We start from the raw sequence: 11,478 nt of genomic DNA on the forward strand, positions 1-11,478 counted from the left end.
AGGTGGGCAGGCGCGCGTTCGTCGGCAACGCCGCGGTCATCCCGGCGGGCACGCGGATGGGACCGGGGTCCCTGGTGGGCGTCAGCACCATCCCGCCACCCGACGGCGTCCCCGAGGGCACCTCGTGGCTCGGCTCTCCCCCGATGCACCTTCCGGTGCGGCAGGACAGCGGCTCGTTCTCCGAGGACCAGACGTTCCGACCGCCCCGCCGGCTGGTTCTGCACCGCCTGGGCATCGAGTTCTTCCGCGCCACCCTCCCGGCGACGCTGTTCGGCGCGGGCTTCTACCTCTACCTGCTGGGCGTGCACGCGCTCGCCCGCGTCCTGCCCCTGCCCGCGGTCGTGGCCGCCGCGCCGCTCGTCGCCTGTGCCGCGGGGCTGGCGATCATCGGCTGCTGCGTCGCCGCCAAGCGACTGCTCATCGGCGCGTACCGGCCGAGGGTGGAGCCGTTGTGGAGCCGGTTCGTCCGGCGCACGGAGTTCGTCACCGGGCTGTACGAGGCCGCCGCGGTTCCGGCCGGGGTCGCTCTCCTGGCCGGCACCCCGTTCCTCCCGCCCGTGCTGCGGTGGTTCGGGGCCCGCATCGGCAGGCGCACCTGTATAGCGACCACCTATATGACGGAGTTCGACCTGGTGGAGATCGGTGACGACGTCGCGATCGGATCGGGGGTGTCCCTGCAGACCCACCTCTTCGAGGACCGGGTCATGAAGATGTCCGCCGTGACCGTACGGTCCGGCGCGAGCATCGGCGCCCGCGCCGTGGTGCTCTACGACTCGGTGGTGGGCGAGGACGTGTCGCTCGGCGCGCTGTCGCTGCTGATGAAGGGCGAGCGGCTCACGCCGGGCACGAGCTGGCGGGGCATCCCGGCGCAGGCCGGCCTCGCCTGACAGATCTGGGAGAAGCACATGGGGTCCACTGTGGGCATCCTCAAAACCCTCCGCCACGTCCTCCGTCCAGAGAAGGCCCCTCCGCCACGCTCCGGACGGCCGCTCGCGCTCGTCTACCGGGGCCCGGCCTCGATTCCCGGATGCTCGGAGGCGGTCGCCGGACTGCTGGAGGCCAGCCGCTGGGGCTTCGACGTCCGCTACACCGGCCCGCACGAGGAGATCCCGCTCACGGCGGAGTCACTGGCCGAGGCCGCCGTGTACGCCCAGCCCGGCGGCGGGGATCTGGACCGCGGCTACCGGCACCTCAGGCGGCATCGCGGCCTGCTGCGTGACTTCGTCGCCAAAGGCGGCCGCTATCTCGGCTTCTGCCTCGGCGGCTATCTCGCCGGAGCCACCCCGGGGTTCGCCCTGCTGCCGGGCGACACCGACCAGTACATCGTCACACCGGGCGCGACGGTGGAGGACGAGGAGGACACGCTCGTCGACGTGCGGTGGCGCGGCCGGAACAGGAGCGTGTTCTTCCAGGACGGTCCCTGCTTCCTGCTCGAACCGGGCAACAAGGCCAGCGTCCTCGCCACCTACCCCAACGGCGCCGTCGCCGCCCTCGTCACGCCGTACGGCGCGGGCCGGGTCGCCGTGGTCGGCCCGCATCCGGAGGCCACCGACGACTGGTTCACCGACGCCGGCCTGCCGGTACGGCAGGCGCAGGATCTCGGCCTCGATCTCGTGGACGCGGCGATGGCCGGGTGAGTGACCCGTGTGATTCACGGGAAAACCGCCACAAAAGTGACCAATAGGGACGAATTACCACTTTCTAGCAAAAATCCCCATTATGGGGGGATGGTGCGTAAATTAGCCGCCCTCGCCGCGAGCCTCACCGTAATGGCGTCTTCGGCCGCTCCGGCCGCCGCGGAGCCGGTCACCTTCCTCCCCGGGTCGGCGGGGGCGGGCGATCCCTACTATCCCCTCCAGGGCAACGGCGGCTACGACGTCGGACACTACGACCTGCGCCTGCGGTTCGACCCCGACGACCACGAGGTGGACGCAACCACGACGATCACCGCGACCGCCGTCCAGAACCTGTCGCGGTTCAACCTCGACTTCTCCGGGCCGCCGATCAGCGGCGTGCTGGTGGACGGCGCCCGCGCCGCCTACCGCCGCGACGGCCAGGAACTGGTGATCACCCCGCCGAAGGGACTGAGGTCGGGGAGCACGTTCACGGTCGCGGTCTCCTATGCCGGCACGCCGAAGGCGGTCTCGGACGCGACCGGTCACCAGGGCTGGATCAAGACCAAGGACGGCGCGTTCGTGGCGTCCCAGCCGGACGGCGCACGCAGCTGGTTCCCGTCCAACGACACCCCGGCGGACAAGGCCACCTTCTCCTTCCGGGTGTCGGCGCCCGAGGATCTCACCGTGCTGGCCAACGGCGAGCGTACGGGGACGGACGGCGCGGACGACGACGGCTACAAGACCGTGCGGTGGGAGATGGGGCAGCCGATGGCGCCCTATCTCGCCACGGTCGCGATCGGACACTTCGTGGTCAGCGAGGGCACGGTCGGCGGCATGCCCAACGTGACCGCCTACGACCCCTCTCTGGCGGACAAGTCGAAGGACCTGCACGACTTCACGGCGAAGGCGGTCGCCTGGGAGATCGGGCTGTTCGGCCCCTACCCGTTCTCCTCCACGGGAGGCATCGCCGACGGCAACGGCTCCGTGACCGCGCTGGAGACGCAGGGCCGGCCCGTCTACAGCGGCGGCCCGACCGACAACTCGGAGATCGTGCACGAGCTGGCGCACCAGTGGTTCGGTGACAGCGTCGGCGTGCGGAGCTGGCGCGACATCTGGCTCAACGAGGGCTTCGCGACGTACGCCGAGTGGCTCTACCAGGAGCAACACGGCGGGCCGTCCGCCAAGGAGATCTTCGACCGGCACTACCGCAGGACCGGCCACTTCTGGAACCTGAAAACCGGCGATCCCGGCCAGGAGCACATGTTCGACGAGCACGCGGTGTACCTCCGGGGCGCGATGACCGTCCACGCCCTGCGCACGAAGATCGGGGACAGGGTCTTCTTCCCGCTGCTGAAGACCTGGGCGCAGGAGAACAGGCACGGCACGGCGACCACGGCCGACTTCATCGGTCTCGCGGAGAAGCTCAGCGGGCAGAACCTCCGCCCCTTCTTCGACGCATGGCTCTACCAGGCGAAAAAGCCCCGGCTCTGAGTCCCGGCGACTATCCCTGAACCAGGACGGACCGCACGCCGGGGAGGACGGTGGCGCGGAAGGTGGCGTCGAGTTCGGCGGGGGTGGCGGAGACGTCGCCGTCCGCCCAGGCGCGCAGCAGTGCCAGGAGTGCGCCGCCCACGCAGATCACCAGACGGTCGAGCGCGGGCGACGGCCGGGCGGGCGTCACCTGACCGCGAGGGAGCACTGGGCTTCCGGCACGTGAACCTCGCTTGGACTCGGCCCTCGCGCGGAGGAGTGTGAGAGGCATGTCTTTTCAGGAGGACGTCGCGGTCTACGACCACAGCCGCTGGACCGGGTACCTGTTGCAACGGCTTCTGCCCGGCTGCACCAGGATCGTCTCCGGGCGGGCCGACACGGTCGAGGACATCCTTTCGTGTCTCGGCCCCGGTTGCTCTTTCTTCATCTTCCACATCGATCTCACGTCCGCTCGCGAAAGGCCGCTCGCAAGGGCCGACCTGTGCGCCGAGCTCAGCCTCCGCGGAGTACGGGTTCTCAACGCAGGCGTCGAGGACATCTCGAAGAGGAGCCTGCAGCGCAAGTGCGCGGAGATCGGGCTGCCGACGACCGCCGCACAGCGCGTCGGCCCACCGGAGGAGCTGCTCATCGTCAAGACGAACCTCAACTACGGCGGGATTCCCGAACGCGTCGCCGGATACGCGACCGCCCCCGGCCCCACGGCCGAACCCATGGAGTATCCGGTCGTATCGCGCCGAGGCCTGGACCCGGACACGTGGGATCATCCCGATCTGGTCGTGGAGCGGTTCATCTCCGACGAACAAGACAGGCTTTTCCGATGCGCGGTTCTCGGCCATCGCCGGGCGTGGTTCAGATTCATCTCCGCGGAGCGGGTGAAAAGAGTCCCGTCCGACACGTCACTGATGGTCGCCGAGGAGACGGTGCCCGACGCCGCGAGGCTGGCCGTCAACGCTTTCATCTCGTCCCACGGCTGCGACTTCGGTGCGTTCGACGTCCTGGTGAGCGATGAGCATGCCTACATCATCGACTTCAACTCCACGCCGGTATGGGGCGACGGCGATCTCGGACCACTGGCCCTGTTGTCGGATGGCCTGCGTAGTTCGAAAAGATAGAGGCCGGAGTCACCCGCCATGCAGACGGCCCGGCCTCCCAGCAGCCAACCGCAGTCCCGCAGCGGCCCGTCGACGCGGATGGCCGCCAGTCGCCGTGTCGACGCGACATCCCACACGTGGGCGGTTCCGTCAGTGCTGACGCACATGAGCAGCGCACCGTCCTCAGACGCGGCCATCCCCCAGATCGGCCCGGGATGCCCGCTGAGGACAGCTATCAGCGCCCCGTCCTCGACGTTCCAGATCCGGGCGGTCCGGTCGAACCCCGCCGAGGCCAGCCAGCGGCCGTCGGGCCCCGCCACGCATGCGTTCACTCTGCCCACGTGACCGGACAGGACCAGTCGCCGCCGCCCTTCCCAGACATCCCAGATCTGGACCGTACGGTCGGCGCACCCCGCCGCGGCCCAGGTTCCGTCCGGTGCGATCGCGCCGCCGAACACCGGCGCGGCGCAGTCGAACCTCGCAACGCGCGTCCCGGTCACCGGGTCCCACACGATGAGGGTCTGATCGGACCCGGCCGACAGCAGCATTCCCGTGGCCGAGAAACTCAGCCGGTTCACCCACCCTCCGTGGCCGGTCATGGTGTGCGTGAGAGCACCCCGCCGCACGTCCCAGACGCGGACCCTTCCATCGGCGCCCCCGGTCGCCAGCATCGCGCCGTCGGCCCCGAACGCGCAGCTCCGCACCCATCCCTCATGACCGGGCAGAGTCAGCGACGGCTCCTGCGAATCGATGTTCCAGACGCGGGTCACGCCTTTGACGTCACCAGCGGCCAGAAGCTCGCCGGAGGGGGATGCCGTGCAGGAGCGCATGATCCCGATGCGGCTGTCCTCCCGGCGTCTGACGTCGGTCCGCGCGACCTCCCAGATTCTGACCGTACGATCCGCGCACCCCGCGGTGAGCCATGTGCTGTCAGGCCCGATGGCGCACGCGTGCGCCCCGCCCGCGGGCCCGGGCAGCACCAGCCGCGCCTCATACGTGCCGGCGTCCCATACGCGTACGGTGCCGTCGGCGCTAGTGGAGGCCAGCCAGCCGCCGTCCGGCGCGACGGCACAGTCGTCGACCCAGTCGCGATGGCCTTCGAGCAAAGCCAGTTGCCGCCCGCCGGCGACCTCCCAGACCCGCACGCTGCCGTCGGCCCCGGCCGAGACGAGGCGCATGCCATCAGGGGCGGCGGCACAGCCGTTGACACGCCCTTCATGCCCGACGAGGGTTACCCGCACCACGCCCGTGGCCGCATCCCAGACGCGTACGAGGCCGTCCACGCCGGCGGAGGCGAGCCACGTGCCGTCAGGCGCCACGGCGCATCCCGTGACTCCTGCCCCGTGATGCAGGAGGCGGAGCTTCTCGCCGCTGTGGGGATTCCAGACATGGATGCCGCCGTCGAGATCCGTGGCGGCGAGCCAGGCGCCGTCGGGCGCGATCGCGCACCCCGTCACCCCGTCCGGGCAGCGGAGCGTACGCAGCGGGGAACCCGACTCGGCGTTCCAGATCCGGACAGTGCCGTCGTCTCCGGCCGAGGCGAGCCATGTCCCGTCCGGAGAGATCGCGCAATCCCAGATCCACCCCGTGTGACCACGCATCACGAGAGACCGGGATCGTCCCGTGATATCCCAGATCCGAACAGTCCGATCGAAGCCACCTGTGGCCATCCAGGTGCCGTCCGCCGCGACGGCACAGGCCCGTACCGCGCTCGTGTGTCCTTCCAGGGTTCGCCTGAGCGCAGCATCCGGTTGATCGGGCAGAGGCCAGAGAGGCGCCAGCAGCGGCGGCGGATCGCTCGCGTCGAGTCTCCTGACGAGCGTCTGCAGCGCCTTGGTTCCGTGAAGCCTGGAGGCGACAGTGTCGACAATCGAAGGGCTCAGCGGCGTGAGCAGGTGAGCGGCTCTGGCCAGTGCGTGCCGGAGATCCGCGTGCCGGCCGGCGAAGGCCAGATCACCGTCCACCGCCGCCGCACCGAAGCGGTCGAGCCTCGTGACGAGCCAGCGTGGGTGTGTGACCAGCGATGACAGCTCGTCATGGTGTCCGGCCTCCGCCAGGTGGTAGACGATGTTCCACCATAGGTAACCGAAGCTCTCCGGGATCGACCACCAAGGGCTGAGGCCGTCCTCCGGTTCGCCGGTCAGCAAACTGCGGCCCGCGTCCACGAACGACCGGTTCACCTGCGCCAGCTGGGAGGGCGACCGCTGGTGGCGGAGGTAACCGCGGATCACGTCGTGCAGGCGCAACGCCGGCCCGCTCTGCCACGTCCCCAATGCCAATCGGCTCTGGACGAGACGCGAGAGGAGTCGCTCCGCGGCTCTGCCGCCCATCGGGCTCCGCGCGCTCCAGAGCAGGGTGAGCGCGTCGAGCGGCACGTCCGTGTCCTCGGGGAATATGCCGAGGTCGAGATAGCGCTCACGATCGAGCAACGAGAGGCTCTCCATGCTCGCTCCCACCGTGACCGCGATCGCCTGTGCCCTCTCTTCGGGGTTGTCGATGTCCAATGCGGCCGGCCCTTCGAGACTGAGCTTGCTGATGACCCACTCCGCAGCCTGTGCGGCCGAGGCTCCTCCTCGTTCGTACTCCGCCATGAGGCCGTTCGCGAGGGCGAGCAGCACCGGCCACCGGCCGGTGAGCCGATCCAGCCGGGCCAGCGCCGATTCGGGCAGGACGCCCAGACCGGTGCGCAACAGCGTGCGCGACTCGTCCGGGTTCATCGCGTCGACCAGGATGGACACGGCTCCCGGGGGCACGAGTCCTCCGATGCGGGTGGTGATCAGTCGTCGGTGGCCCAGACCTCCGATGAGGAACGGCTTCAGCTGGGCGGCGGTCCACACGTCGTCGACGACCAGGAGAGTGCTGGGACGCTGGTCGAGCAGCTCTCCCAGACGTATGCCGGCCAGCTCGGGATCGGTCGTGGTGCTGGGCCTGCCGGTCAACGCCTCACACAACGTGTTCACCCGGTTGGCCAGCTCCGCACCGGTCACGTGCTGTCCGAGTGTCACCCACAGAAGGCCTCCGGGAAAGCGCCCGGCCAGCCGGCTCTCCATCCGGCTCACCTGAGCCGTCAGGGTGGTCTTGCCGAAGCCGCCCGCACCCTCGACGGCGGTGGTCACCCCGACGGATTCCGCGCCCGTCGCCATCAGAGCCTCGACCAGCGGACCGATCAGCCCCGGCCGGTCGACGACCGGGCCTGTGGGGGCCGGAGCCATCCATGGACGTTTCACGGGAGAGGCTCTGGCTCCGGGTTTCTCGTCGAAGCGGACCAACGCGTGCAGAATCGCGATTTCCAGCTGCTCGCGCGTGCTGAACCGCTGCACCAGCACCTCATCGGCCACATGACGGCGGAACGCCCGCTGCCTGTCGCCGTGCTCCGTGTCGAGCAGCTCGGCCGGGAGACCGTCGGCCGGGTCCAGCATGAAGATCAGCCGGGGAATGCCGGCCGCGCCCGCGGTGAGATATTCCAGCTGGGTGTAGGAGACCTCCGGGCGGTCGCGCACCGGCGACCCGTAACAGAAGCCGATCAGGCCCAGGTACAGGTCGCAGTTCAGGACCTGCTCGCGGCAATAGTCGGCGGCCTGCTGGTCACGTGCCGGAAAGTGAGCCATATCGACCGGGTGATGTCCCGCCTTCAGCAGCGTCTCCGTGGCCACCCTGACGAAGGATCGGCCTTCGGGGTGCACACCGAGCTCCGAGGTGTGACTGAGGAACACGCGGAGGTTCTCCTGAGCCATACCTCTCCTGCCTAGAACTGAGTGAACGAGTCGGATAACCGCTCCAGACGGCCGGGGCCCATGTGCTCGCCCCCGGCCGTGGTGAGCACCGAGTAAGCGGTCAGAGAGAGGGTCGCCTCCCCCTCTCGCGTTCGCCCGCCGAGCGGCAGGTCGGCCCATCGTCCGCAGATCGTGATCACGTCATGCTCCGCCAGGACGACCCCGCTGAACACCGAGGTGTAGGTGGCTCCCCAGTCCGGACTCAAGCCCAGCCAGCAGAGAGCGTCGCCACGCTGACGGAGGTAGTAGGTTCCTCCGTCGTCGCCCGCCCATATGCCGGTGAGCGTCGTACGGGGAGTGTGATCCTGCACGTCCACGGCGTAGACCGGGGAGATCAGCGGCGGGGAGGTGGACAGCGCACCGGTGACCCGCACGTGCGTCCCCGGAGAAAGCGGTCGGCCGAGGACGAGGAACTGCCCGCTCTCGTCTCTGCGGAGATCGCCGTTGACCGGCCGGCCGTTGCGGAACAGGATGCTGACGGCGTCGCGATCCCGCCAGCCGGGAATGACGGCGTCGGCGCCGTGCTCGGTGAGGCGGCACGTGACAGTGCTGCCCAGCGGCAACGCCGGGCGCCTGACCACGGATGGATCGACGCGCATCTGGAACTGCAGGTCCCCGGACGAGGCCACCTCGGTCAGACCGGTGGTCATCGTTCCGTGGATCACCGCGCAGACATCGGTGATGAGGGCGTCGTGCCGGAGCGCGGCGCGGATACGGTCGATCTTGCGGGCCGGCGGTTCGATCCGCCGCCAGGCGGCGCCGCCGAACCCGCCCGTCTCACGGAGCCTGCGCATCCCGTCCGGCGGCACGATCTGCAGATCCATCGTCCCGCATTGGAAGACGTCGCCGCGTGGGGTGTCCATCCACTCACCCACGACGGAGTCGCCCATGAGCCTGCCTCGATAGACGTTGGTGAACGCGGTTCCGATGTTCAGGTCGCCGGAGCCCTGGGGAGACGAGACGCTCAGCCCGGCCCACCAGACAGTGCTGCCCGTATGCCGAATGTAGTAGAGAGCCCCCTCGTCGCCCAGCCAGGTACCTGTGAGGGCGTGTGCTTCCCGTGGGATCATCGGCATGCTCCTGGGTCTCACGATCAGAATGACGGGAGGGCGCGGTCGATGTCCATGAACAGTTACGACCGGGCGAAGAGGCATCCGGACATCGTCGTGGCGAGGCCCCCGGGTCACCGTCCTCTGGAGTTCGATCTGCTGATCCCGGGAGAGCGCGGCCCGTACCCGGTCGTCTTCTGGATCCACGGCGGCGGCTGGTGCGCGGGCAGCCGCTGTGATCCCACTCCCGGCATGCCCGAGGCCGATCTCCACGCCCGGCTGCTCGAACGCGGCTTCGCCGTGGGACTGGTGGAATACCGGCTGAGCCACGAGGCGGTCTATCCAGCACAATTGGACGACATCGGCGCGGCGATCGAGTGGACGCGAACCCATGCGGATGAGTTGCACCTGGACGTCACCCGCTTCGCGGTGATGGGTGACTCCGCCGGGGGCCATCTCGCGGCGCTGGCCGGACTCGCACGTGATCCGGCGCTCGGCCTTCATGCCGTGGTCGACTGGTACGGACCGTCCGACCTGACCTTCCCGGCGGCTCCCCCGAGCCCGGTGATCCCGCGATCCCTCTGTTCGGCGGCCTTCCAGCGGACCTGCCCCACCTGGCCCGGCTCGGCAGCCCGCTCCACCAGGTTCACCCTGGCGCACCGCCGTTCCTCTGCGTCCACGGCGCGGATGATCAGAACGTGCCCCTCTCTCATAGTGAGACGCTGGTCGCAGCGCTCCGCGCGGCCGGCGTACGCGCGGAGCTCGACGTCGTTGCGGACGGTGGTCACGGCTTCACCGGCGCCGACATCTCCCCGATCATCGAGCGCTCGATCGACTTCCTGGCCGACGTGCTTCGTGCGGATGCCTCGAAGACCTGACGAGACCTTTCCCGGGTTTGCCCTTCCGGCGGATGGGGAGGGGAGGACAGCACCGCCGGGGGCTGGTTGCGGACAGTCCGTTTCGACCTTCGTGGCGGTCCGTAAGGAGGAACGATGACCGAGCCTCAGCAACCCGAGCTTCGGCGTTCCGGCGGGGGCGGCGCCGACGACGAGAACATCGACGTCATTCCGGAGTCGGCGAGCGCCACGAAGCCGGGCGGGCAGCCGCACGGCACCGACAAGGGGAACAAGGGTGGCGGAGAAGGCGGCGGCGTCCCGCCGGCCCAGCGTCCTCCGTACCCCGCATGACTTGGCGGGACGCGTCGACCGCGGGCGATCGCGGGCGATCGCGGAGCGGCGGACCGGGACGACGGCGGCCTGGCTGACGTGAGAGCCGCGCCCGGCCCCCGTCCCGAGCGGAGCGGGCGGAGCGGGCGGAGCGGGACCGCGGAGGGGTGAAGTGAGCGGAATACCCACCATCAAGAGCCTGGACGAGCTGACCGAGCTCGTCGAGAACCGGCCCGGCCTGTACCTGCGGTACTCCAAGGGGCCCGACGCCGATGCCGGCAAGCCGAGCGTCGACTACGAGAGCCGTCTGGAGCTGCCCGGCCTGTCGGTGACCGTGCTCGACGCCGAGCGCTGGTGGACCCTCCCGCTGCGTGACTGGCTTGCCCGCCAGATCTGCAAATACACGCATCTGGCCGAGAAGGACGAGGAACGGCACGCGTGGGTACTGACCGGCCGTACGGTGGCCCGCGGCCCCGACCACGAGCCGCTCATCGACCAGGTCGAACCGGTCGCGTGGCTCGACGACTCGGTGGTCGAGCAGGCGCGTGAGCACTACGAGGAGGTCTTCGACGCCGGCCGGGACTCCACCGGCTGATTTGAACCGCACGCCCCTGCCCCGCAGCGCGGTGACGGGCGCGGCGAAGACGGAGCACAGACGCAGTACACGCACGCCGCGGATGTTCCCCGGAGTCCTGATCGACATTGACACGTCGCCTCCGAGGGCGATTCGCGGAGATCGCCCGCGGGGTAGCCTTACAGGCCGGTGCGCCCGCTCCGGCCGCGGCCGCGGCCACATGGGAACACGGCCTCCAGCAGTGCTTTATATGCTTTCTTTTCCCTGGTCATATGGCGATCGTGAGGGTGGACATGGTCGAGAGGGCAGGCACCGCGAAGCGCGCGCGACCCGCGCGCGCCGCCGGCGGTGACCCGGAACTGGATCTGCGGCAGCTCCTGGCCGGCCTCACCGCCGTGCGGGACGGCGACTTCGGCACCCGTCTCCCGGAGGACGGCGACGGCCTGCTGACGGAGATCGCGACCGTCTTCAACGGGATGGTCGACCAGCTGTCCCTGTTCACCTCCGAGGTGACGCGCGTGGCGCGGGAGGTGGGCACCGAGGGCCAGCTCGGCGGACAGGCCGAGGTGCCGGGGGTCTCGGGCACCTGGAAGGACCTCACCGACTCGGTGAACGCGATGGCGGGCAACCTCACCAGCCAGGTCCGCTCCATCGCCGAGGTCACCACCGCCGTCGCCAAGGGCGACCTCTCCCAGAAGATCACCGTCGACGCCCGAGG

Annotated in this window: 11 protein-coding genes and 2 pseudogenes; 9 read left to right on the forward strand and 4 right to left on the reverse strand. The window is 69.6% G+C overall.

Annotated elements, in window-relative coordinates; all coding sequences use genetic code 11:
* The 3 genes and pseudogenes from AB0J39_RS34125 to AB0J39_RS34135 all read left to right on the forward strand — a co-directional run.
* Nucleotides 1–887, forward strand: a pseudogene (locus AB0J39_RS34125) (peptide synthetase); the annotation flags it as partial.
* Nucleotides 888–905: 18 nt separating this feature from the next.
* On the forward strand, nt 906–1,637 hold the full coding sequence (locus tag AB0J39_RS34130; protein ID WP_363472341.1) for a BPL-N domain-containing protein: 732 nt from the start codon (nt 906–908) through the stop codon (nt 1,635–1,637).
* Between the two features lie 90 nt (nt 1,638–1,727).
* Complete coding sequence (locus tag AB0J39_RS34135; protein ID WP_363472343.1) at nt 1,728–3,107, forward strand: M1 family metallopeptidase; 1,380 nt, start codon at nt 1,728–1,730, stop codon at nt 3,105–3,107.
* Nucleotides 3,108–3,117: 10 nt separating this feature from the next.
* Here the strand turns inward: AB0J39_RS34135 and AB0J39_RS34140 are convergent, their stop codons facing one another.
* Complete coding sequence (locus tag AB0J39_RS34140) at nt 3,118–3,315, reverse strand: hypothetical protein (protein ID WP_363472345.1); 198 nt, start codon at nt 3,313–3,315, stop codon at nt 3,118–3,120.
* Nucleotides 3,316–3,340: 25 nt separating this feature from the next.
* Here AB0J39_RS34140 and AB0J39_RS34145 point away from each other — a divergent pair, with 25 nt between their 5' ends.
* Nucleotides 3,341–4,219: a hypothetical protein gene (locus AB0J39_RS34145; protein WP_363472347.1), complete on the forward strand. Its 879-nt coding sequence runs from the start codon at nt 3,341–3,343 to the stop codon at nt 4,217–4,219.
* On the opposite strand, the gene AB0J39_RS34150 is transcribed toward AB0J39_RS34145, so the two are convergent.
* Nucleotides 4,123–7,932, reverse strand: a complete 3,810-nt coding sequence (locus AB0J39_RS34150) for a DUF4062 domain-containing protein (protein ID WP_363472349.1) — start codon at nt 7,930–7,932, stop codon at nt 4,123–4,125. The two genes, AB0J39_RS34145 and AB0J39_RS34150, sit on opposite strands and share 97 nt — an antisense overlap.
* A gap of 11 nt (nt 7,933–7,943) precedes the next feature.
* The gene (locus AB0J39_RS34155) at nt 7,944–9,041 is read right to left on the reverse strand and encodes a hypothetical protein (protein ID WP_363472351.1); all 1,098 of its coding nucleotides are present in this window, start codon (nt 9,039–9,041) and stop codon (nt 7,944–7,946) included.
* A 54-nt stretch (nt 9,042–9,095) separates the two neighbouring features.
* Between AB0J39_RS34155 and AB0J39_RS34160 the strand changes: the two are divergent.
* Nucleotides 9,096–9,500: pseudogene (locus tag AB0J39_RS34160) on the forward strand (alpha/beta hydrolase); the annotation flags it as partial.
* Nucleotides 9,501–9,520: 20 nt separating this feature from the next.
* On the opposite strand, the gene AB0J39_RS34165 reads toward AB0J39_RS34160, so the two are convergent.
* On the reverse strand, nt 9,521–9,700 hold the full coding sequence (locus tag AB0J39_RS34165) for a hypothetical protein (protein ID WP_363472361.1): 180 nt from the start codon (nt 9,698–9,700) through the stop codon (nt 9,521–9,523).
* On the opposite strand from AB0J39_RS34165, the gene AB0J39_RS34170 reads away from it, so the two are divergent.
* From AB0J39_RS34170 to AB0J39_RS34185, 4 genes are all read left to right on the forward strand, one after another.
* Nucleotides 9,635–9,898 (forward strand): prolyl oligopeptidase family serine peptidase, encoded by a 264-nt coding sequence (locus AB0J39_RS34170; RefSeq protein WP_363472359.1) that lies wholly within the window; start codon nt 9,635–9,637, stop codon nt 9,896–9,898. The genes AB0J39_RS34165 and AB0J39_RS34170 overlap by 66 nt on opposite strands.
* Before the next feature lie 114 nt (nt 9,899–10,012).
* The gene (locus tag AB0J39_RS34175; protein WP_363472353.1) at nt 10,013–10,207 is read left to right on the forward strand and encodes a hypothetical protein; all 195 of its coding nucleotides are present in this window, start codon (nt 10,013–10,015) and stop codon (nt 10,205–10,207) included.
* Between the two features lie 151 nt (nt 10,208–10,358).
* Nucleotides 10,359–10,781, forward strand: coding sequence for a DUF6098 family protein (locus AB0J39_RS34180; RefSeq protein WP_363472355.1), 423 nt, complete (start codon nt 10,359–10,361; stop codon nt 10,779–10,781).
* Between the two features lie 251 nt (nt 10,782–11,032).
* The coding region (locus AB0J39_RS34185) for a HAMP domain-containing protein (RefSeq protein WP_363472357.1) at nt 11,033–11,478 on the forward strand (446 nt) is incomplete at its 3' end.

This window comes from Microbispora sp. NPDC049633 (genome assembly GCF_040675265.1).
Lineage (GTDB): Bacteria > Actinomycetota > Actinomycetes > Streptosporangiales > Streptosporangiaceae > Microbispora > Microbispora maris.

Coding starts and splice junctions, on each gene's coding strand:
- AB0J39_RS34135 (WP_363472343.1), top strand. CDS start 1,728: ATGGTGCGTAAATTAGCCGCCCTCGCCGCGAGCCTCACCGTAATGGCG.
- AB0J39_RS34175 (WP_363472353.1), top strand. CDS start 10,013: ATGACCGAGCCTCAGCAACCCGAGCTTCGGCGTTCCGGCGGGGGCGGC.
- AB0J39_RS34155 (WP_363472351.1), bottom strand. CDS start 9,041: ATGATCCCACGGGAAGCACACGCCCTCACAGGTACCTGGCTGGGCGAC.
- AB0J39_RS34150 (WP_363472349.1), bottom strand. CDS start 7,932: ATGGCTCAGGAGAACCTCCGCGTGTTCCTCAGTCACACCTCGGAGCTC.
- AB0J39_RS34130 (WP_363472341.1), top strand. CDS start 906: ATGGGGTCCACTGTGGGCATCCTCAAAACCCTCCGCCACGTCCTCCGT.